Genomic DNA, 22,120 nt, shown 5'->3' on the forward strand with positions numbered 1-22,120 from the left:
CGGCAACATCGTTGGCGCGGCCGGTGGTCATGCCGGATTACCGTTCGCTGTACACCTTGCCCTTGGACAGGGTCACTTCATGATGCCCCGCGCCCGGCGCCATCATGGGGAAGCAGTTTTCCTCGCCATGCACGCGTACGTCGAGGAAGTAGGGGCCGCTCGATGCCAGGCAGGCCGCCAGTGCCGCATCGAGCTCCTCGCGCCGGCTCACCGTGTGCGCCTGCCAGCCGAAGGCGCGTGCCAGGGCAACGAAGTCGGGCAGCGCTGCCGTGTAGCTGTGGCTGTAGCGCTCGCCGTGATGCAGTTCCTGCCACTGGCGCACCATGCCCATGTAGCCATTGTTCGACAACACCACTTTCACGGGCAGGCGGTGCTGCACGGCCGTGGCCAGTTCCTGGATATTCATCAAAATCGACGCGTCGCCGCTGACGCACACGACGCATTTTCCCGGATGGGCGATCTGCGCGCCGATGGCGGCCGGCAAGCCATATCCCATGGTGCCGGCGCCACCCGAGGTGAGCCAGCGGCGCGGCTGCTCGAAGCGCAAATGCTGCGCCGCCCACATCTGGTGCTGGCCCACGTCCGTGGAGACGATGGCGTCCTTGCCATCGAGCGCCGCCTGCAGCCGTCGCATCAGCGCCTGCGGCGCGATCACTTCCTGTGTGTCGTCGAAGGCCAAACTATGCTGCGCGCGCCAGCCATCGATGCGCTGCCACCACGGCTGGCGGTCGGCCAGCAAGCGGTCGCGCAGCTGCGCCAGCAAGGCCGCCAGCACGGGCGCGCAATCGCCGCGCAGGGCCACGTCGGCGCGCACCACTTTATGGATGGAGGCAGGGTCGATATCGATGTGGATGACCTTTGCGCCAGGACAGAAGGCGTCGAGCCGGCCCGTCACCCGGTCGTCGAAGCGGGCGCCGACGCAGACGATCAGGTCCGCGTGGTGCATGGCCAGGTTCGCTTCCAGCGTGCCGTGCATGCCCAGCATGCCGAGGAAGGCCGGGTGCGCGGCGGGAAAGGCGCCCAGGCCCAGCAGGGTCAAGGTGCATGGCGCGGCCGCCAGTTTCACCAGTTGGCCGAAGGCGGCACAGGCATCGAGGCCGGAATTGATGAGGCCCCCGCCGCCATAGAACACGGGCTGGCGCGCGCCGGCGATCAGGCTGGCGGCTTGCTCGATATCGGCCGCCTCGGGCAGGGGAGCAGGGACGGCTGCGACGGATGGCGGCGGCGTGTGGTCCGCAACGGGCGCCAGTTGCATATCCTTGGGAAAATCGATCAGCACGGGACCGGGCCGCCCTTGCGTGGCTTGCGCGTACGCTTCGTGCACGACGGCCGCTGTCTCGTCGGCCGCGCGGATTTGCCGGTTCCACTTGGTGACGGGGCGCGAAATGCCCAGCGCGTCGCATTCCTGGAAGGCGTTCGTGCCGATGCTGGTAGTGGCCACCTGGCCGCTGATGCAGATGACGGGAACCGAATCGCACAGGGCGTCGAGCAAGCCCGTGGTGGTATTGCTCATGCCGGGGCCGGACGTGACGAAGACGACGCCGGGCCGGCCCGTGCTGCGCGCATAACCCTCGGCCGCGTGCACGGCCGCCTGCTCGTGGCGCACCAGCACGTGGCGCAAGCGCGGTTGCGCGTGCAGCGCATCGTACAGGGGCAGCACGGCGCCGCCCGGATAGCCGAAGACGGTGTCGACACCCAGGGCCAGCAGGGTGTCGATCAGGGTGCTGGCGCCGTTGCGCGGCGCAAGATCGTGGGCGGGAGCGAGGAGGGGAGCGGGATCGGGTTTCATGTATCTATTTTCTGCTTGCCCCGGCAGAAAAGGCTGCTGGTTTTCTCGTATAGAATGCTTATTTAAGCAAAATTTGCTGTGAAATAAGGATATGACAGAATGAAGCTCGATAAATTCGATCTCGCCATCCTGACGGCCCTGCAGCAGGATGCCCGCATCAGCCTGCACGAGCTGAGCGCCAAGGTGGGCCTGACCTCGTCGCCATGCTGGGCGCGCATCAAGCGCATGGAAGACGATGGCGTCATCGAAGGCTACACGGTGAACGTCAACGCGGCCAAGGTGGGGCTGGCCGACACCGTCATCGTGCAAGTCACGCTGGACGACCATTCCGACCAGGCCCTGTTCGAATTCGGCCACGCGCTGGCCATGATCCCGGAAGTGCTGGAAGCGTTCCTTGTTTCCGGCGACTACGATTACTATTTGCGCATTGCGGTGAGCGACACGCGCGACTATGAACGGCTGCTGCGCGAGCGCCTGTATAAAATTCCCGGCATCCGCCACAGCAAATCGAGCTTTGTCTTGCGCCAGCTCAAACAGAGTTACTTGCCCTTGCAGCGTTAGTTCCCCGCACGGCGGGAGTTTTTCCCTAGTTCATCGATGGTGGCTGTCCGATACTGGACAGACATAAAAACCATGATAAAACTGGGGACCCGCATGAAACTGACTTTATTCGCCGCCGCGGCCATGGCGCTGTGCCAGGCGCAGGCTGCCGAGCCTGCTGGTGCAAGCCTGGCCGCCTCGGGTGACTTGCCCACCGTCATCATCACGGGCAGCATGCCGCTGCCCACCGTGGAGCAGGCGAGTGACACGTTCGCCGCGCCCGTGCAGACGGCCAGCGCGCAGCAGATCGCCTCCAGCGGCGCGCTGGACTTATCCGCCTTTCTGCGCCGCAACTTGGGCAGCGTGGTTGTGAACGAGGTGCAGAACAATCCGTTCCAGCCCGACGTCAGCTACCGCGGCTATACGGCGTCACCGTTGCTGGGCACGCCGCAAGGACTCTCTGTGTACCTCGACGGCATGCGGCTGAACCAGCCGTTTGGCGACGTCGTCAGCTGGGATTTGATACCGCGCATGGCCATCAAATCGCTGACCCTGATGCCGGGCTCGAATCCATTGTTCGGCCTCAACACCCTGGGCGGCGCGCTGGCCCTGCAGACCAAGGATGGCCGCAGCAATTCCGGCACCGCCGTCGAGGCGCGCCTGGGTTCCGATCAACGCCGCGGTGTCGAGTTCGAACATGGCGGCAGCAATGCGCAAGGCTGGCACTGGTATGTGACGGGCAACCGTTTCAAGGAAGATGGCTGGCGCGACGATTCCCCGTCCGACGTGCGCCAGCTGTTCGGCAAGCTCGGCTGGAGCGATGCGCGCACGGACATTGCCGCCACCGTGGCCCACGCGGACAATGCGCTGACGGGCAACGGCTTGCAGGAACAGCGCCTGCTGGCGCGCGATTACCGCAGCGTCTACACCAAGCCGGACTTGACGCAAAACAGGTCGACCTTGCTGAACCTGACGGGCAAACACCAGGCCAGCGCTGCCTTGCTCTTGTCCGGCAATGTCTACTACCGCAAGATCGACACGCACACCTACAACGGCGACCTGAACGACGAGTCGCTCGACCAGTCCATCTATCAGCCCGGCGCGGCCGAACGGGCCGCCCTGGCGGCGGCCGGCTACACGGGCTTTCCCGCCAGCGGGGCGAATGCGGGCAATACGCCGTTTCCGAAATGGCGTTGCATAGCCAACGTGCTGCTGAACGACGAGCCGGCCGAAAAATGCAATGGCATGATCAACCGCAGCCATACGCAGCAGGAAAACTACGGTTTTTCGGGCCAGTTCACGGCGCTGGCCGACCTGGCGGGATCGCGCCATGCCGTCACGGCCGGCGCCGCCTTCGACACGAGTCACGCCACCTTTCGCCAGACCAGCCAGTTCGGCTACCTGAACCCGGACCGCGGCATCACGCCCGTGGACTTCTTTGCCGACGGCACGCAGATCGGCGACGACGGCACGCCAGTGGATAACCGGGTCGACTTGAGCGGGCGCATGCGCACCTGGAGCGTGTATGCGAGCGACAGCATTGCGCTCAAGCAAGACTTGACCCTGACTGTTTCCGGACGCTACAACCGCAGCACCGTGCGCAACCGCGACGCCATCACGCCGGGCGGCGGCAGCGGTTCGCTCGATGGCGACCACCGCTTCAGCCGCTTCAATCCCGCCATCGGCCTGGCCTATGCGCCGGCTGCGGGCGTGAGCGCCTACCTTGGCTACAACGAAGGCAGCCGCACGCCGACGGCCATCGAGCTTGGCTGCGCCGACCCGGAAAACCCGTGCCGCCTGCCCAACGCCATGGCCGGCGACCCGCCCTTGAAACAGGTGGTGACGAAGACGTGGGAAGCGGGCGTGCGCGGCCAGTGGGGCGAGCTGGCGCGCTGGAGCGCGGGCCTGTTCCGCGCGGAAAACCACGACGATATCCTGTTCGTCGCCGACAACCAGGCCGGTTTCGGCTACTTCAAAAATTTCGGCAAGACGCGCCACCAGGGGGTGGAGCTGGCGCTGGACGGCAAGGCGGGTGCGCTGGACTTCGGCGTCAATTACACGTGGTTGCAGGCGACGTATCAAAGCCGGGAGACGGTCAACGGCAGTGCCAACAGCAGCAGCGACGCGGACGCGCCCGGCCTCGAAGGCAATATCGCGATTACGCCGGGCAAGCGCATTCCTTTGACACCGAGCCATATTTTCAAAGCGCACGTGGATTACGAGGGCGGGCGCGACTGGACGGTGGGCCTGGCCATGACGGCCGTCTCCAGCGCGTATGCGCGCGGCAATGAAAACAATGCGCACCAGGCGGGCGGCCCAGCGTACCTGGGCGCGGGCAAGAGCGGCGGCTACGCCGTGGTCGAGCTGAACGGCAAGTACCAGCTGACGCCGCAGCTGAGCGTGTTCGCCCAGGTGAATAACCTGTTCAACCGCAACTATGCGACGGCGGCCCAGCTGGGCGCGACGGGTTTCGACGCCAACGGCAATTTCGCCGCCCGGCCACTGCCGGCCGTGAACGGCGAATATCCGATGGTCAACGCGACCTTTTATGCGGCTGGCGCGCCGCGCAGCGTGAATGCGGGCTTGCGCTACGTGTTTTAAGGGTGGATCTGTTCGATGACGCCGTTGCGCAGAGCAAGATGGACGAGGGCGGCGGGGCCGGGCACGTCGAGCTTTTCCCTGATGCAAGTCTGGTGGTTGGCCACCGTCTTGCTGCTCAGGTGCAGCAGGCGGGCGCAGTCGGCGGCGCTGCGGCCTTCGGCCAGCAGGCGGAAGATTTCGAATTCGCGCTGGCTCAGGCTGCTCAAACGTTCCGCCTCCCTGCGGGCCGTGCCTTGCAGCACGTCAGGCGCGCTGTGCGGATCGAGGTAGCGCCGGCCCGCATGGGCGGCGCGCACGGCGTCGACCAGGTGTTCCGGGTCGGCCTGCTTGCTGACGAAGCCGCAGGCGCCGCCGTCAAACGCGCGCGCGATCAGCTGCGGCGTGTCGTGCATGGTAAACACCAGCACGCGGGCGCCGGCGTCGCGGGCGAGCAGCTTGCGCAGCAATTCCAGGCCGCCGATGCCGGGCATGGACAAATCCGTCACGCAGACGTCGGGCGCGTGCTCCAGGTGCAAACCATATGCGGTTTCACCGTTGCCCGCCTCGGCCACGACGGTGATATCGCCGCCCTGTTCCAGCAGGCGCCGGTAGCCCGTGCGCACCACCGGGTGGTCGTCGACCAGCATCACGCGGATCGGGGTCATGGCCGCGTTCATGCTGCGCACCGTGCCGCCAGGGCCACTTCGATGCGCAAGCCGTTGCCCAGCGCGCTGATCCAGCGGATATGGCCGCGCAGGCCGGCCACTCTTTCGCGCATGCCCAGCATGCCGAAGCCATCTGCTGGCGTCTTGTCCGTGCATAAACCGCGGCCATTGTCTTCGATGGCCAGGTGCAGCACGCCGTGCGCATCGGCGCGCAGTTCCACCGTGGCCCGGTCGGCGCCCGCGTGGCGCGCCACGTTCGTCAAGCCTTCCTGCACCAGGCGGTAGATGGCGGTGGCGGTGCTGTCGTCGAGGCTGTCGGGGATGGCCTGCGGCGCGAAATGGCAGGCGATGCCGTGCTGCTGGGCCCAGCTGTCGCACAGCGCCTGCAGGGCCGGCGCCAGGCCCAGGCTGTCGAGCACGGGCGGGCGCAGCCGGCGCAACATGGTGCGCACCATCGCGTGCAGTGCTTCCGACGAGCGCGCGATGCTGGCGGCGCACGCCTGCACGTTCGCCTGGTCGCCCTCGCGCGCGCGCAGGATGTAGCTGGCGGCGGCGCGGATGGCCGTGCAGTCTTGTCCCACTTCATCGTGCAGCTCGCGCGCCAGCGCGCAGCGCTCCTCTTCCTGCGCGCGCAGCAGACGCTGCGTGAGGGCGCGGTTTTGCGCCAGCAGCAGCGCCACCTGGCGTCCGCGCCGCACGGCGAAGCCAGCCAGCGCCAGCGCCAGCACCAGCAGGCTCAGAGCCAGTTCATCGAGTTGCCAGTGCTCCTGGCGCCAGAGTGACTGCGTCAGCCGTTCGGCCAGATCCAGCCTGGCGGCCAGCAGGAAAAAAGCCAGCGCCAGCGTACAGCACAGCAGGAGGCGCCAGGCCTGCCGCGTGTTCGAGCGGCCGCTGCCGGCCAGTTGGTAGTGTTCCATGATGCTGCTCCCTGAGCACGGTCGATCTTCTTGTTGTGCAAGCTTCATGCCATCGGCACAGGGGCAGAAGGGGCGGATCGCCGGGGCGGCGGGGACAGGCAAGTGTTCCAGGATGGAACAGGTGTACCGCGATGTGACGGGGATGACGACGCGGCAGGCGCGGTTTTCGAGCTTATCCGAAGTCGTGCCGGCGCGCTGGCGCATGCGCCTGCAGTGCGAAGCATTGTTGTTCAAATGTAACGTTGAGATTCCTCAAACTTTCATAGATAAAACAAAACAAAGTTTCGCGGAGTTAGATAAAAAATAAATAAATGATATTAAAAATATGCTATTTGTTTTATACGATTTGCTATATTTGTTGACACTTTTGTGAAAAAGCTGAAAGCGGGCGCCAGACCTGCCGACCTATCTATCCACAACAATCAAGGGAATAGAATGCATCGTTCATCACATGCGCGGGTATCGCCCGCCACCGCCAATACATCCGCTACCCGCGGTCGCGCCACCATCCTTGCCGCGCTGGCCACCTTGTCCGTGCTGGCCTCGGCGCCGGCCATGGCCGGTGTCCTGACCTTCGACAACTTGCGCCCCGACGTGTATGAAAGCGGCCAGACGCTCAATACGTCGAGCTACAACCTGCTGTTCCTGGCCGATCCGACCACGGCGGCCGGCGGCGGCGTCAGCGGCGTGGGCGCCATCCTCGATGGCCGCGCGGGTTCGTCATGCGATATCGCCGCCTGCCCGCAGGGCGCCACCGGCAACTACCTGGCTATCCTCAACGATGGCGGCGTGAACTTCGCGCGTGCCGACCACCAGGCATTCACCCTGGCCGGTTTCGATTATTCCTTCATCGCGCCTGTCTCCGGCTTGCCGAACCAGAATTGGGGCCAGCTGCAGCTGAGCGGCACCCTCAGCGACGGCCAGGTGATCAGCACCTCGCTGGCGTTTCCCGGCCAGGGCAGCGATGGCAATTACTTTTTCCAGAGCGCTTCCCTGCTGGGCGGTTTCAGCAACTACGCGTTTACGGGCCTGACCTTCAATGCCTGCATTTTCAATGACACGGGCGCATGCAGCAATTCCATCGATTTTCCCGCCTTTAACCAGGGGCAGTTTGCGCTCGACAATATCAATGTCAGCGCCGTGCCGGAACCGTCGACCTACATGCTGATGCTGGCCGGCCTGGGCGCCATCGGCATGCTGTCGCGCCGCCGCAGCGGCAAGTTCGCCGCTGCCAACGTGCAAGGAGCGTGAGATGAGATTACGTCCCGTTTCACTCGGCATCCTTCTGCTGGCCGCCAGCCTGGCGCAAGCGGCGCAGGCGCAGGAACGCCGCTCCTACATCGTGCAACTGGTCGACAAGCCGGCCGCCACCTACACGGGCCAGGTCGACGGCCTGGCCGCCACCAGACCGGCGCCGGGCGCGCGCATCAACGTGGGCGCCGCCGATGTGCAGGCCTATTTGAGCTACCTCGACACCAAACAGGCCGCCGTGGCCGGCACCGTCAGCGCGGCGCAAATCACGCACCAGTACAGCGTCGTCTTCAACGGCTTTTCCGCCTTGCTGACGGACGATGAAGTGCGGGCCCTGAAGAAAAACAGCGGCGTGGCCAGCATCAGCGCCGATTCCATCCTGCAGCTCGACACCAGCTACACGCCCAGCTTCCTGGGCCTGGACAAGCCGGGCGGCATCTGGGAGCAGCTGGGCGGCAAGGCGCACGCCGGTGAAGACATCATCATCGGCATCGTCGACAGCGGCATCTGGCCCGAGAACACGGCCTTTGCCGACCGTCTCGACGAGAATGGCGTGCCCAGCCACAGCGGCGGCAATGTCGTGTACGGCGCGCCGCCGGCCAGCTGGCAGGGCACTTGCCAGACGGGTGAAGGTTTTAGCGCCGAGAATTGCAACAACAAGCTGATCGGCGCGCGCTACTACCGCGCCGCCACGTCGGCGCTGCACTGGACGGAATTTTTGTCGCCGCGCGATTCCGTCGCCGGCCTGACGGGACACGGCGGCCATGGCACGCATACGGCCTCGACGGCCGGCGGCAACAATGGCGCCCTGGCCACCTCGAATGGCGTATCGCTGGGCAAGGCGTCCGGCATGGCGCCGCGCGCCCGCATCGCCGCCTATAAGGTCTGCTGGACGGCAGCATCGACGGGCCGCAACGGTTGCGCCACGGCCGACAGCGTGGCCGCCATCGACCAGGCGGTGAAGGATGGCGTCAACGTCATCAACTTCTCCATCGGCCCGAACGCGGGCGGCGGCGCCTTCGACGAACCGACGGAAGTCGCCTTCCTCGGCGCGGCGGCAGCCGGCGTGTTTGTCGCCACGTCGGGCGGCAATTCCGGCCCGGCCACGCCCGCGCCCGACGTGCCGGCGCCCGTGTCGCACATCAGCCCGTGGCTGGCAACGGTCGCCAATTCCACCCACAACCGCCTGTACGCTGCCAACGCCATCCTCAGCAATGGCACGAAACTGGAAGGCGCATCGAACAATGCGAATACGCCGGCGCTGCCGCTGATCCAGTCGCGCGACGCGGGCCTGGCCGGCGTGCTGCCGACGGACCTCAATCTGCTGCGCTGCTTTGGCGTGGCCGATGCCACCTCGGCGTATCTGGATCCGGCGAAAGTGGCGGGCAAGATACTCGTGTGCGACCGTGGCGGCAACGTGCTGGTCAACAAGAGCGCGAACGCCAGGACGGCAGGCGCGGCGGGCGTGATCATCGCCAACGTGGCCGGCGGCGCCAACACCATCATCAACCAGGCGCACGCGCTGTCGACCGTGCACCTGGCGCAGGCGCAGGGCGACGCGCTGAAGGCTTTCATGGCCGCGACGCCCGATGGCACGGCGGCGCTGGGGGAAATCCATACGATCCCCGACACGACGGTGCAGGCGCCGATCGTCAGCGACCGTTCCTCGCGCGGGCCGAACGTGGCCAACGCGAACATCCTCAAACCCGACCTGTCGGCGCCCGGCACCAACGTGCTGGCCGGCGTGACGGCCGACCTGACGCAGGCGCAGCGCGATGCCGTGGCGGCAGGCGGCGTGGCGCCGGCGGCCGAGTGGGATTTCTATTCCGGCACCTCGATGGCCAGCCCGCACGTGGCCGGCGTGGCGGCATTGCTCAAGCAGCAGCATCCTGACTGGTCGCCCGCGGCCATCAAGTCGGCGCTGATGACGACGGCCTTCAGCACCTATTCGGATGGCTTGAACGGTTCCGTGTCGTGGGATGCCACGGCGAAGAATTCGGGCCAGCTGCCGTGGGGCCAGGGCGCCGGCCACATCGCGCCGAACAGCGCGGCCGATCCGGGCCTCGTGTACGACATGTCGGAAATCGACTATGCGCGCTTCCTGTGCGGCCTGAACCTGAAGGTCTACAGCGCCGCCACGTGCCAGGCCATCGGCGGCATCGCTGCCTACAACCTCAACCTGGCATCGCTGACGGCGGCCAACGTGCTGGGTACGCAAACCCTGACGCGCACGGTGACCAACGTGGGCGCCGGCAGCGCCGTCTACAACGTCTCGGCCAGCCTGCCCGGCTATACGGTGGCGGTGACGCCAACGAGCCTGAGCCTGGCGCCGGGCGCCAAGGGCCAGTACCAGGTCAAGCTGACGCGCACCACGGCGCCGGCCAATACCTGGACCTACGGCGCCCTGAGCTGGACGGATGGCACGCACACGGTGCGCAGCCCGCTGACGGCGCGCGGCACCGCGCTGGCCGCCATTCCACTGGTCAGCAGCGAAGCGGCCACGGGCAGCAAGGTGCTGACCCTGGGTACGGGCTTCTCGGGCCCGCTGGTCGGCGTCAAGTCGGGAATGGTCGAAGCCGTGCGCCAGGCGCGCACGATCGGCCAGGCGGCGACGGGCGCTGCAGCCTCGGCTGCCTGCAAGGCGGGCGGCGCCACGGGTGTGAACGTGCACAACGTGGTGATCCCGGCCGGCACCCTGGCGGCGCGCTTTGCCACCTACGATACGGAAACGACGGGCGGCGCGAATACCGACATGGACATGGAGGTCTACAACGCCGCCAATGTGCTGGTCGGCAGCAGCGGTAACGAAAGTTCCAATGAGCAGGTGGAACTGCGTCTGCCTGCCGCCGGCACCTACAAGGTGTGCGTGATCGGTTTCGCGCCGCAAAACGGCCAGGCCGACTACACCTTGTCGTCGTGGGTGCTGGCGCCGGGCTTGTCGAATGGCGGCTTCAAGGCGCTGATGCCGGGCACGGCCTACACGGGCGGCACGGCGACCGTCTCGCTGAGCTGGTCCAACCTGGCCGAAGGCACGCGCCACCTGGGCGCCGTCGGCTACCAGGTGGCTGGCGTGGTGCAGGGCGTGACGGTGGTCGAGGTCAATACCAATGATCCCGTGCCGCTGTTCCAGAACGCGCGCGGCGCCAGGCCGGTGCTGGCGGAATAAACCGTTCATTGTGTGAACGCAAGGCGTGCCTCCGGGCACGCTTTTTTTTAGGCTCTGTCATCGGCAAGTAGGGAAATGTCGGAATCTTCCTGTGGCCGTGCTGTCTGACTCTGCATACTCACCTCACAGGGAGCAGAAGATCATGCGGCCAGCCGAATGGATCAGTTTTATCGCGCAGTTTGCTCATTTGAGCCAGCGCCAGCGCCAAGCGGGCATTGCCCTGCTGCGAGGTAACTCTCCACACGACGCGACCGTCGCGCTGCTGGAAAGTGTGGCGCAGTTGCGATTGGCCTGTCCCGCCTGCCACTCGGTGCACTTGCACCGGCACGGCCATGCGCACGGCCTGCAGCGCTACCGCTGCGTGCCCTGCGGTCGCACCTTCAATGCACTCACCGGCACGCCGTTGGCCCGCTTGCGCCATAAAACCTTGTGGCTCGACTACACCGATTGCCTGCTGGCATCGGATTCCGTGCGCAAGGCGGCGTTACAGTTAGGCGTGCACCGCAACACCACGTTCCGCTGGCGCCACCGGTTTTTGTCGTTGGCAAAAACGGACCGGCCGCATGGTCTGCATGGTATCGCCGAGGCAGACGAGCTATATCTGCTGGAATCGGAAAAGGGATCCAGAAACATGACGCGTCCAGCCCGCTGCCGGGGAGGCCATGCCCACCAGCGTGGCATTTCCAATGAACAGGTTTGCATCCTGGTGGCGCGCGACCGCACGGGGCAGACGCTCGATTTTGTCACGGGAAAAGGGGCATTGACGAAAGCGCAGCTGCATCATTGCTTGTTACCCGTTATCGACAAGGACGTGCTGCTGGTGACCGATGGCCACGCCGCCTACCGGGCCTTTGCGAGGGAAGCGGGCATCAGCCACCAGGCCGTCAACTTGCGCGCCGGTATCCGCGTGCAGGGCGCCGCCCACGTGCAGAACGTCAACGCGTATCACAGCCGATTGCGTGAGTGGCTGCAGCCCTTTCACGGCGTGGCGACGCGCTACTTGCCGAACTACCTGGGATGGCGCTGGATCCTCGACGCCAGGCGCATCCGTTCACCAGAAACATTATTGAAAGCAACGCTGGGAGCATTCCCTCATCTGACGGTGACATAGCCTTTTTTTATGCACGCACCCCCGTTCGGGAGGAATAGCACTTGCATGGCGGTAACGCCAACGGTATCTTGTCGGATAGCCATGGCTTTGTGCCCTGGCATTCTTGGGGAGTCGCGCGTGACCAGTTTCCGCACCAATACCGACCGCCTGCTGGAAGTGCGCCTGCAGGATGAAAAAGTGCTGGCGATTGCCGGCGCGATGGTCGCCTACACGGGCGCCATCAAGTTTGAAAAGTCCCTGCTTGGTGGCGAGGGCCTCTTCGGCGCGCTCAAGCGCAAGGTGACGAACGAAGGCATGCAGGTGATGCAGGCCGCCGGCACGGGCACCGTGTTTTTCGCGCAGAATGCGGCCGAGATCACCGTCATGGCGCTGGCCGGCGAAAAGCTGACCATCGAAAGCAGCAGCCTGCTGGCCTACGACACGAGCCTGAAGACGGGCACCAGCTTTGCCGGCTTGCGCGGCGCCAGCTCGGGGCAGGGCCTGTTTTCCACCACCGTCGAAGGCCACGGCAACCTGGCCGTCATTTCGCGCGGCAACCTGATCATGCTGGAAGTGACGCCGGCGCACCCGCTGCGCGTGGACCCGGACGCTTTTGTCGGCTTCAAGGGCGATATCCGCCAGGAATTCGTTTTTGATGTCAACTGGCGCACGATGATCGGCCAGAGCTCGGGCGAATCGTACCAGCACAAATTCACAGGCCAGGGCGTGGTGTTCATCCAGCCCGCCGAACGTTAAGTTAGCGAGGACCCGCGATGCCTGTCTATCAGCAGATCAATGAAAAAATGCTCGAGGTCAAACTCGGCAATGAAGAAGTGTTCGCGCGCAAGGGCGCCATGGTGTCTTACCAGGGCGACGTGGCGTTCAGCCGCTCCTTCCTGGCCGGCCAGGGCGTGCAAAGCCTGGCCATGCGCGCCGTCACGAACGAGGGCTACGCCATGATGTCGGCGCGTGGCACGGGCAGCGTGTTTTATGCTCAGGGCGGCCTGTTCGTCACCATCGTCCCCGTGCGCGGCGAAACTTTCTATGTGGAAAGCGATTCTCTGCTGGCCTTCGATGCGCGCCTGACGGCCGGCACCATGTTCCTTGGTAACCAGGGCGGCGTGCAGGGCGTGGTGCGCGGCATGGCTTCCGGCCAGGGTCTGTTCACCACCACCTTGCAAGGCACGGGCGACGTGGCGATTTTGTCCGACGGTAACGCCATCGGCTTGCCCGTCACGCCGGATGTGCCCGTGTTTGTCGACCCGCAAGCGTATATCGGCCACACGGGCCAGCTGAGCTCGACCATCGTCACGGACCTGAACTGGAAAACTTTCGTCGGCCAGGCGTCCGGCGAATCGTACCAGGTGAAGTTTACGGGCCAGGGCACGGTCTACATCCAAGCGAGCGAAAGGTAAGCCATGACGATTTACAACCCCGATACCTTGCCGAAGAACGATAACCTGAACCGTTTTTCGTATGTCATCGACGTCAAGGAACAGATCTTCATTCGCAAGGGCAAGATGATTGCCTTCTATGGCGAGCTGCGCTTCGAAGCCATGGGCAGCAGCGTGCTCGACCTGATCGTGCGCAACGCCTTCAACGCGCCGAAATACATCCACCACTTTGTCGTGGCGCAAGGCCAGGGGCAATTGATTTTGGGCGACAACGGCAACGACCTGGCGTGCTACGACCTGGACAACGCCAACATGACCATCCGCGCGAAAAACCTGCTGGGTTTCACGAAGGACGTGATTTGCCAGGAATCGACCTTGCCCGGCTATCTGACGATGATCGGCACGGGCAAAGTGATCGCCTCGTCGAACGGCCCCGTGCATTTCCTCGAGTTGCCGTGCCGCGTGGACGAGCAGGCCGTGCTGGGCTGGGCCGATTGCCCCAGCCCCTCGTACCACTACGATTACGCCCACGTGCAGGGCTGGGCCTCGGCCGCCGGCGCGCTCACGGGTTTTACCCTGTCGGGCGAGGAAAAGCAGATCGACTTCACGGGCGCCGGCACGGTGCTGGTGCAGTCGTCCGAGCTGGACGTGACGGGCAGTTCCGCCCTGATGCAGCTGCTGGCGCAATTGCCGATGCTGGGCAAGGAAGACCTGGGGACCTTGAGTCTTTCTGTCCAGCAGCAGATGAAGCAGGAACGTTAAGCTATTTGACGGTCGCCCAGCCGGGCGGCCGCTTTTCCAGGAAGGCGCTGACGCCTTCCTCCGCATCCTCTTCCATCATATTGCGCGCCATCACGTCGCCCGCATACGCATACGCGTCGTCCAGCGGCAGCTGGCGCTGCCGGTAGAACATCTGCTTGCCGTAGCGGATGGCCGTCGGACTTTTCGCCATGATCTGCTGCGCCAGGCGCGCCACGGCGTCGTCGAGCGCCGCGTCGGCCACCGTTTCGTTGATCAGGCCCCAGTCGGCGGCCGTGTCGGCGTCGATGAAGCGGCCCGTCACCAGCATGTCGAAGGCCCGCTTGGGCGACACATTGCGCGACAGGGCCACGGATGGCGTGGCGCAAAACAGGCCCACGTTGATGCCGGAGACGGCAAAGCGCGCGGACGCGCCCGCCACGGCCAGGTCGCAGCTGGCGACCAGCTGGCAGCCGGCCGCCGTGGCGATGCCATGCACGCGGGCAATCACGGGCACGGGCAAGGTTTGAATGGCTTGCATCACGCGCGAGCATTGCGCGAACAGGGTTTGATAATACGCAAGCTGGCGCGTGGTCTGCATCTGGCGCAAATCGTGGCCCGCGCAAAAGGCCTTGCCTTCGGCGGCCAGCACCACGCAGCGCACGTGCGGCTGCTGCGCGATGGCATCGAAGGCCTCTTGCAGCGCGGTCAGCATGGCTTCCGACAGGGCATTGAATTGCAGCGGACGGTTCAGGCGCAGGGTGACGAGGCCACCCTCGTCTTCGCGCAGCACCAGCGGCGCTTGCGTGTCATGTGTTGCGGTCATGCGGTCTCCAGTGGCCTGATGGCCTTTTTTTATGGAAAAATCTTATTTGGCGGCATTCACGCTGCCGATGCCGGCGATCGACTTGTGCACGATCTTCGGCTTGCCGTAATAGGTCAGTTCACCCATGCCGCGCACCACGGCGTTCAGTTCGCCCGAGGAATACACCTTGACGGAGCCGATGCCTTCGAAATTGACGTCGACGTTTTTCGCCAGCAAGGCTTTCGTATCGACTTCGCCCACGCCTTGCGCCTTCAGGCGCAGCCAGTCGACCTGGCCATCGGCGGCCAGGCGGCCCGCGCCCTTGTAGCTGATGTCGACTCTTGGGCCATTGAGCTTGGTCAATATCTTCTCGCCCGCGCCTTCCGCGATCAGCTTGCGCAAGGTGGGCATGGTGATGATGATGCGCGGGTCGCCCTCGGTCTTCTTGATGTCCTTGTCCTTCATGGAAATTTTCAGCTCGCCATCGACCACTTCCGTGATCACGCCGCTGAGGAATTTCTGGTCGCCGCGCAGCAGCAGGGTCTGCTCTTTGCCCGATTCGACTTCGATGCTGATGGGGCCGCGGATGTCGATGGCGTTGAAGGCGGCTACCGTGCGGGTTTGCTCGTCGGCATGCGCGAGAGTGGACAGGCAGGCGAGGGACAGGACTGACAACAGGAACAGAGGGCGCATGGCGGTTTCCTTGAGTAGTTGATCAGTGTATTCTATTGTGCAACATCTCCATTGGGGAGAAATTTGCGATGAACTGCACAAATCGCGGCGCGGATGACACGGCGCCGCCGGCCAGCCGCGCGCCCGGCAAGGCGCCGTTGGGCTATGCTGTGGCGTACCGCGTCCTGGAGACCAGATGAAAAATTACCACAAAGAAGATTATCCCGTCGCCGATATCCGGCGCTTCCTCGAACCGGGGCCGGTGGTGCTGGTCAGTTCAACGTGGCAGGGCGAAAGCGACGTCATGACCATGGCCTGGCACATGCTGATGGAATTCACGCCATCCTTGCTGGGCTGCTTCATTTCCGACGCGAACCACAGCTATGAAATGATCAAGCGCAGCATGGAGTGCGTGATCAACCTGCCCACGGCCGACATGGTCGACCAGGTCGTCGCCATCGGCAACTGCAGCGGCGAAGACACGGACAAGTTCACGGCCTTCGGCCTGACGCCCCAGCCGGCCGAGCAGGTGGGCGCGCCCCTGATCGCCGAGTGCTACGCCAACTTCGAATGCAAGCTGGCGCAGGTGTCGGGCAATCCGAAAGGCGGCTTCTTCATCTTCGAGTGCGTGAAAGCCCACGTGGCTACGTCGCCCAAGCTGCCGGAAACCCTGCATTACCGCGGCAACGGCGAGTTCATGGTGTCGGGCCGCACGATCAGCCGCAAGAGCCTGATGAAGCCGGAGATGTTGTAGGTCGGCGTAGGTCGGATTAGGCGCAAGGCGCCGTAATCCGACACCACCGTTGGCCGATGATTAAATCACGCCCTGCGCCAGCATCGCATCGGCCACTTTCACAAAGCCGGCGATATTGGCGCCATCCACATAGCTGACCGTGCCATCGGCGCGCGTGCCGTATTGCTTGCACGCGGCGTGGATGCCTTGCATGATCTGCAGCAAACGCGCGTCGACTTCTTCGCGCGGCCAGGAAATGCGGGCCGCGTTCTGGCTCATCTCCAGGCCGGACGTGGCCACGCCGCCCGCATTGCTGGCCTTGCCCGGCGCATACAGCACGCCGGCCGCTTCGAAGGCCTTGGCGGCCTCGATGGTGGTGGGCATGTTGGCGCCTTCGGCCACGCATTGCACGCCATTGGCGATCAAGGTGCGCGCATCGTCGATGTTCAGTTCATTTTGCGTGGCGCAGGGCAGGGCGATGTCGACCGGCACATGCCATGGCGACACGCCCGCTTCGAAGCGCACGCCCGTGCGCGCGGCGTAGTCGCTGACCCTGCCATACAGATGATTCTTGACCTCCATCAGGATGGCCAGCTTTTCCGGCGTAAAGCCTGCTTCGTCGATGACGGTGCCGCTGGAATCGGAGACGGTGATGACTTTCGCCCCCATCGCCATGGCCTTTTCCACCGCGTATTGCGCCACGTTGCCCGAACCGGACACGGAGACGCGCATGCCTTCGAAGGAGCGGCCCCGCGTTTTTAGCATTTCTTCGGCGAAATACACGGTGCCGTAGCCCGTCGCTTCCGGACGCATCAGCGAGCCGCCGAAGCTGGCGCCCTTGCCTGTGAACACGCAGTCGGCGCGGTTGCTGAGTTTTTTCATCATGCCGGCCATATAGCCCACTTCGCGCCCGCCCACGCCGATGTCGCCGGCCGGCACGTCCGTGTCCGAACCCACGTGGCGGAACAGTTCACTGACGAAGGCCTGGCAGAAACGCATCACTTCGCCCGGGCTCTTGCCCTTCGGATCGAAATCGGCGCCGCCCTTGCCGCCGCCCATCGGCAAGGTGGTCAGGGCATTCTTGAATGTTTGCTCAAAGGCGAGGAATTTCAGCACGGACAGGGTCACGGAAGGGTGGAAGCGGATGCCGCCCTTGTACGGTCCGATGGCCATGCTGTGCTGGATGCGGTAGCCGCGATTGACTTGTACTTGCCCATGGTCATCGACCCACGACACGCGGAACATCACCACGCGCTCCGGCTCGATCAAGCGTTCCAGCAAGCCTTGTTCCGCGTATTTCGGGTGCTGTTCCAGGAACGGCCACAAGCTCTCCATGACTTCGGTGACGGCTTGCAGAAACTCGGGTTGACCTGGATTGCGTGCGGCGACATGCTGGACATACTCGTGAGCAGATGCGTATTTCATCAGAATTCCATGGAGGTAATCGGTTATTTGGGCAACTATCATCGCAGATTTCGCACGAAAATGGTGCGGAAATTTGGTTTTGAGGGGTTTCTGCTACATTGCGGGGCGTATTTTCCAGCTGGCCGGTCCGTCAAAACAGGCAGTGGTCTGGTGGGGAAGTTGACCGAAAAAACAAAAATGCCAGCGTAAGCGCTGGCGTTGCCGTCCTTACGTCGGATGTCCGGAGCGTTCCGTGCGCGGTTCCGGCACGGGTGTTTCTTTGCCGATAAGGACCTGCATGGCGCGCTGCCGCAGTGCGTAGCGCCGACTGTGCGGAGCCCGGCATGCAATGGTATCGAGCAGGAAATAGCAAACGGAACGCAGGCCGGGTGCCGGGCGCGGCACGCTGGCGCGCCAGTAGCGTACGGCCGCCGAGATGCCGGTATGACCCAGCAGGGAACGCAGATTGTTCAGCAGGCGCGCGCAGCGGACCCGCTTCGCCAGCGCCGGCGCCAGCCGCTCGAGATAGGGCGCGACAATGGCGTCGATATTCAGGAAATGCTCGAGCTTGCGCGCCGGCGCCGTCATCTGCGGATGATGCTGCCGATAATGCAGCAGGATATTGGTGCTGTAGCGGATGGACATGCCGGCGCTCAGGCAGCGTATCCAGTAATCGTAAGCGGCACCTTCCCGTATCTGTTCGTTGAAGGGCCCCATGCGGGAAAGTAATTTTTTGCTGAGCAGCACGCCGGATGGCTGAATAGGCGAGCCCAGCAGACAGGCCGGCCAGGAGGCAAACTGGCGTGGCGTCGCCCAGGGCGCAGGCGCGCCGGCGTCGCTGCGCAGAGTGGCGATCTGCGATGCCCACACCACCGCGTCCGGTGTTTCGGATGCTTGCGCCTGGCTAAGTTGTTCGGCCAGTTTTTCAGGGCGCCAGATGTCGTCATCGTCAATGAATGCCACCCATGCAGAGCGCACCGCGGCCACGCCCGTATTCCGGGCCGCCGCCAGTCCCTTGCCGGCATTCGGCAGGACGGTCACTTGCGGGTAGGTTTGCCGGACGTAGGCGGCCGTGCCATCGCTGCTGGCGTCATCGATCAGCAAGATTTCTTGCGCGGGCCGGGACTGGGCCAGCAAGGACTGCAAGGTGGCGTCGAGAAATCCCCGCGACCAGCCGTTCCTGGTGCAAATGATGACACTGACTGCCGCTGCGCTCATGTCGCCACGGCCGCAGGCGGCGCAACACGGATGCGTACGGCTGCGCCGTCTTGCCGGACTTCATACGGTTGCAGTGTCAATGACGGGCACGATGATTTTCCTGTTTGCAAGTCGAACGAGATGGCACAGGCCGGGCAATACACTTTATCGCTGTCACATCCGCCGTCGGCCAGGTCCACGCCGTAATGCGGGCAGGCCGCGTCGTAGGCGCGGGTGCCGTCGCTGGTGTGTACCAGCATGATGCGATACGGCGCGGCATCGACGATGATGCGCTGCGTGTCCGGCCCGGCGGCAGGCAGTTGGCCATGTATGAGGCCGCTTGTCTGGTCGAGCTGGCCAGCGATGACGGGAACGGCAGGCGGCGTCTGCACGGGCGCGCTTGTAACGGGCGCGCCGAAGTTGTCTTCGCGTTGCAGATGCAGGACTTCATCATGGCCCTGCTCGATATCGGCGGCCCGGCGCCAGAATTCGCGCGAATAAAAGCAGGCGGGATCGAACGTTGGCCTGGAAGCGTTCAGGCGCATGGAAATGGCCACGCGCGTGGCGTCGGTTGTATTCAGATGCGTGCCGTGCAGCACTTCAGGATCGAAGACCAGCATCTCGCCTGCTGCCAGGGGCAGGTAGGTGGGCACGGGCAGGCGGTAGCCCGCTTGCAGGTAGAGCGTGCGCCGCTCGCAGGGCAGCGGGACGTTGGCCAATTCCGGATACAGCACCATGCCCGCTTGCGCCGGCACTTCACCGATGGCCCACCAGATATTGCGCCCGTCGCGGGAGTGGCCGGCCCAGCTATCGATGTGCGGACCATGCGCCCAGGCGGCGGGCGGGTGGCCGCGGTGATACGCTTTCGGTGCATACACGGGGTCGATGACCTTGCGCGTCTGGAATTTGTCGCGCACGCTAGCGCTGAGCCTGCCAATGCCGGGATTTTCGCTCGATGGATTGGTCTTGCGGGCCACTTCATAAGGGAAGTTGATGCGCAGGATCAAATAGTCGTCCACATAGAAATCGCCATCCCAGCCCAGGACCTGGCGTCCGACGGCCGTTGCCATGGCCAGCAAGGGCTGGCGCAAGCGCTCCAGTACCTGGTTGCGCAAGGACGCCACATCGTCGGTGTCGATGACTTCGTGCAGCCGCTCGATGCCATGCTGGCGCAGCAGCTGGGCCGCAGCGGCGCCCTTCATTTGTCCGACCGTGGAAATGAGTTCGCTGAGCACGCGCTCGGTCATCGACTCCCAGGATGAGAGGTCGCGGACGTGGCATTTGAGCCACACGCCCTGGGACGAGGATGGCAAGTTCATCTCATTGCTCCGTTGCCAGGGTGCGCAAGGTCTGCAAGCCGCGCAGCGTGATCTGCCGCAACTCCTGTATCAGCGGCAGGGCATCCTGGCGGGCGCGGTGATATTGCGCGGCCGAGCGTGCGCGGTCCATGATGGCGCTCACGCAGTCGCCACTTTGCATCAGATCGACATCCCACGACGCCATGCCGATGGTCGACAGCATCGAGCGGCCCCGTTCGTCATACGACAGATTGATGCTGTGCGAACCCATTGCCAGGCACGGCAGGAAGCCATGCAGGCGGTAGCTGACGTGCAGCTTGCAGGTGCGCAGCGCCTCGATGTACCGGCCGACCTCGTCAAAGTACATGGGCGACGCTTCCGGGAAACCGGCAGCGAATTCGAGATCGATGTAGTCATGGCAGGCCAGATAAACCGGTTGCGCATATTCGGCACGCAGGGCGGCAATCAGGCGGCGCAGGTCTTCTGCGATGCGCCACTGCAAGGTGGCAGGAACGCTCATGCGCATGGGGTGGCGGATGGAAATGATCACGCCGCCCGTGGCCGCTTCGCCTTCGGCATTCGGCGGCAAGTACAGCGTGGGGCAGCCTCCGACCGTCACCTTGGCGCCAAGGTCGGCGAGGATTTCTTGCGAACCCGTGTCGCGCACCATGGCCACCTTGGCGTGCTCGACCAAGTGCCGTATCGCAGTCGGGCTGAGCGCATCGGTGCGGTCTTCCATTTGCCCGTCCCGCCCCGTGATGCGGCCGTGGGACAGGCCCATCAGCATCATCGGCCGGCGCAAGGCATTGACGGCCTGGACATCATAGGACAGCTGGCCGTTTTCAAACAGATTCCCGCCGCCCACGATGACGGCGTCGGCGAGACGGTTCATGTCATAGATCTGGCGCGCTACCAGGCCGCCAAACTGCGGTCCCTTCAAGGCGGGAATGCTGACGACATTGGTGGCTGCTCCGAACACTTCGTAGAGGAGCTCGGCGGTAGCGTAGCCGATGAGATCGTTGCCGATGTTGCGCGTGGTGGGCCGCACCATAAAGATATTCAATGTTCGTCCTTCTTGTTCTGTGTGTTTAACGAGGTGGCGAGGCCGGGGACGCGGACTAGCCGCGTGCCGCGAGTTCTTCGATGAGTGCGCGAAAGCGCGATTTCAGTTCCGGATCGCCCGGGTAGGCGCCCTGATCCACGTCCAGCATGCGCTGGGCGCTTGCCGCATCGGCGCTGACGCCGAGCAAACCGGCAATCTCATTGATCAGCGTCAGATCGTGCCGGTTGACACGTTCGGTACTGATGACGAGCGGTTCGATACCCCGTTGCCTGAACCAGCTCTGCCAAAGTTGTTCATCCTCGGCAATGAGCTGCATGGCCTTGCGCGCCGCCAGTTTCAGGCGCCAGGTCGAGTAATTTTTTGTCACCGTGGCGGCTTCGAAACCCCAGCGCCCCGTGACCATGCAGGTCGCCAGGGACGCTGCCTGGGCGAGTTTGTTGTCGCGGATCAAATGAATGACCGTTGCGCCTTCGAACAGGGCAGCAAAATCGTGAGCATGGGGCCACTTTTGAATCTGGGGAAACTGGATATTCGACGCGAACACGCCATTCGCGGAACGCCTGGCATACATATGCGCCAGGTAATCCTGTTTCTTGATCTGCCAACGCTCCGTCAGCGCCTGTATGCTGTTGTCATTGAAATATTCCAGCGGCACGCCCATGCCCGCGCCGAGCAACAGGCGGGCCAGTCGCTTGCTCGATGCGCGAGGCGCAGCGCAGACCAGCAGTTTTTTATCGGGCAGCGACGATGACGTTGTATCGTAGGCGAGCGCACGCATTTCAGCGGGTGTAGGGCGCGTGTTGCTGGTCCATACTGAC

20 protein-coding genes are annotated in these 22,120 nt (G+C 64.1%); 10 read left to right on the forward strand and 10 right to left on the reverse strand.

Annotated features, from left to right (window positions below; genetic code table 11):
* Positions 1 to 37: 37 nt before the first annotated feature.
* Positions 38 to 1,789, reverse strand: coding sequence for a biosynthetic-type acetolactate synthase large subunit (gene ilvB, locus P9875_RS04260; protein ID WP_278317662.1), 1,752 nt, complete (start codon positions 1,787 to 1,789; stop codon positions 38 to 40).
* Positions 1,790 to 1,888: 99 nt separating this feature from the next.
* Between ilvB and P9875_RS04265 the strand changes: the two genes are divergently transcribed.
* Together P9875_RS04265 and P9875_RS04270 are read left to right on the forward strand one after the other, a co-directional pair.
* Positions 1,889 to 2,350, forward strand: a complete 462-nt coding sequence (locus tag P9875_RS04265) for an Lrp/AsnC family transcriptional regulator (protein ID WP_034784295.1) — start codon at positions 1,889 to 1,891, stop codon at positions 2,348 to 2,350.
* Positions 2,351 to 2,443: 93 nt separating this feature from the next.
* Positions 2,444 to 4,930, forward strand: a complete 2,487-nt coding sequence (locus P9875_RS04270; protein WP_278317663.1) for a TonB-dependent receptor — start codon at positions 2,444 to 2,446, stop codon at positions 4,928 to 4,930.
* Here P9875_RS04270 and P9875_RS04275 read toward each other — a convergent pair.
* Positions 4,927 to 5,574: a response regulator gene (locus P9875_RS04275; RefSeq protein WP_278317664.1), complete on the reverse strand. Its 648-nt coding sequence runs from the start codon at positions 5,572 to 5,574 to the stop codon at positions 4,927 to 4,929. The genes P9875_RS04270 and P9875_RS04275 overlap by 4 nt on opposite strands.
* Positions 5,575 to 5,582: 8 nt before the next feature.
* Positions 5,583 to 6,491 (reverse strand): histidine kinase, encoded by a 909-nt coding sequence (locus tag P9875_RS04280; RefSeq protein ID WP_278317665.1) that lies wholly within the window; start codon positions 6,489 to 6,491, stop codon positions 5,583 to 5,585.
* Here P9875_RS04280 and P9875_RS04285 point away from each other — a divergent pair.
* From P9875_RS04285 to P9875_RS04315, 7 genes are all read left to right on the forward strand, one after another.
* Positions 6,490 to 6,798, forward strand: a complete 309-nt coding sequence (locus P9875_RS04285) for a hypothetical protein (RefSeq protein ID WP_278317666.1) — start codon at positions 6,490 to 6,492, stop codon at positions 6,796 to 6,798. The two genes, P9875_RS04280 and P9875_RS04285, sit on opposite strands and share 2 nt — an antisense overlap.
* A 128-nt stretch (positions 6,799 to 6,926) precedes the next feature.
* Positions 6,927 to 7,742, forward strand: coding sequence for an NF038120 family PEP-CTERM protein (locus tag P9875_RS04290; protein WP_278317667.1), 816 nt, complete (start codon positions 6,927 to 6,929; stop codon positions 7,740 to 7,742).
* A 1-nt stretch (position 7,743) separates the two neighbouring features.
* Positions 7,744 to 10,908, forward strand: coding sequence for a S8 family serine peptidase (locus P9875_RS04295; protein WP_278317668.1), 3,165 nt, complete (start codon positions 7,744 to 7,746; stop codon positions 10,906 to 10,908).
* Between the two features lie 142 nt (positions 10,909 to 11,050).
* Positions 11,051 to 12,019: an IS1595 family transposase gene (locus P9875_RS04300; protein ID WP_278317669.1), complete on the forward strand. Its 969-nt coding sequence runs from the start codon at positions 11,051 to 11,053 to the stop codon at positions 12,017 to 12,019.
* Between the two features lie 117 nt (positions 12,020 to 12,136).
* The gene (locus P9875_RS04305; protein WP_035828590.1) at positions 12,137 to 12,754 is read left to right on the forward strand and encodes an AIM24 family protein; all 618 of its coding nucleotides are present in this window, start codon (positions 12,137 to 12,139) and stop codon (positions 12,752 to 12,754) included.
* Between the two features lie 17 nt (positions 12,755 to 12,771).
* Positions 12,772 to 13,413: an AIM24 family protein gene (locus P9875_RS04310; protein ID WP_034753503.1), complete on the forward strand. Its 642-nt coding sequence runs from the start codon at positions 12,772 to 12,774 to the stop codon at positions 13,411 to 13,413.
* A gap of 3 nt (positions 13,414 to 13,416) precedes the next feature.
* Entirely contained in the window at positions 13,417 to 14,154 is a 738-nt protein-coding gene (locus P9875_RS04315) for an AIM24 family protein (protein ID WP_099401396.1), read from the forward strand.
* A 1-nt stretch (position 14,155) separates the two neighbouring features.
* On the opposite strand, the gene P9875_RS04320 is transcribed toward P9875_RS04315, so the two are convergent.
* Positions 14,156 to 14,956 carry an enoyl-CoA hydratase gene (locus tag P9875_RS04320; RefSeq protein ID WP_278317670.1) on the reverse strand — a complete coding sequence of 267 codons (801 nt, stop codon included), beginning with the start codon at positions 14,954 to 14,956 and terminating at the stop codon, positions 14,156 to 14,158.
* Between the two features lie 42 nt (positions 14,957 to 14,998).
* Positions 14,999 to 15,628: a head GIN domain-containing protein gene (locus P9875_RS04325; protein WP_099401398.1), complete on the reverse strand. Its 630-nt coding sequence runs from the start codon at positions 15,626 to 15,628 to the stop codon at positions 14,999 to 15,001.
* A gap of 175 nt (positions 15,629 to 15,803) precedes the next feature.
* Between P9875_RS04325 and P9875_RS04330 the strand changes: the two genes are divergently transcribed.
* The gene (locus P9875_RS04330) at positions 15,804 to 16,361 is read left to right on the forward strand and encodes a flavin reductase family protein (RefSeq protein WP_099401399.1); all 558 of its coding nucleotides are present in this window, start codon (positions 15,804 to 15,806) and stop codon (positions 16,359 to 16,361) included.
* A gap of 60 nt (positions 16,362 to 16,421) precedes the next feature.
* Here P9875_RS04330 and gdhA read toward each other — a convergent pair whose 3' ends face one another.
* The 5 genes from gdhA to P9875_RS04355 all read right to left on the reverse strand — a co-directional run bounded on the left by gdhA (position 16,422) and on the right by P9875_RS04355 (position 22,080).
* Complete coding sequence (gene gdhA / locus P9875_RS04335; protein WP_278317671.1) at positions 16,422 to 17,765, reverse strand: NADP-specific glutamate dehydrogenase; 1,344 nt, start codon at positions 17,763 to 17,765, stop codon at positions 16,422 to 16,424.
* Between the two features lie 207 nt (positions 17,766 to 17,972).
* A complete protein-coding gene (locus P9875_RS04340; RefSeq protein ID WP_278317672.1) occupies positions 17,973 to 18,962 on the reverse strand; it encodes a glycosyltransferase family 2 protein in 990 nt (329 codons plus the stop codon).
* Complete coding sequence (locus P9875_RS04345) at positions 18,959 to 20,260, reverse strand: Rieske 2Fe-2S domain-containing protein (protein WP_278317673.1); 1,302 nt, start codon at positions 20,258 to 20,260, stop codon at positions 18,959 to 18,961. The genes P9875_RS04340 and P9875_RS04345 overlap by 4 nt, the downstream gene beginning before the upstream one ends.
* 1 nt (position 20,261) lies before the next feature.
* Entirely contained in the window at positions 20,262 to 21,302 is a 1,041-nt protein-coding gene (locus tag P9875_RS04350; protein ID WP_158300081.1) for a polysaccharide pyruvyl transferase family protein, read from the reverse strand.
* A gap of 55 nt (positions 21,303 to 21,357) precedes the next feature.
* The gene (locus P9875_RS04355) at positions 21,358 to 22,080 is read right to left on the reverse strand and encodes a Stf0 family sulfotransferase (protein WP_158300082.1); all 723 of its coding nucleotides are present in this window, start codon (positions 22,078 to 22,080) and stop codon (positions 21,358 to 21,360) included.
* Between the last annotated feature and the right edge of the window lie 40 nt (positions 22,081 to 22,120).

This window comes from Janthinobacterium rivuli (genome assembly GCF_029690045.1).
GTDB lineage: Bacteria > Pseudomonadota > Gammaproteobacteria > Burkholderiales > Burkholderiaceae_D > Janthinobacterium > Janthinobacterium rivuli.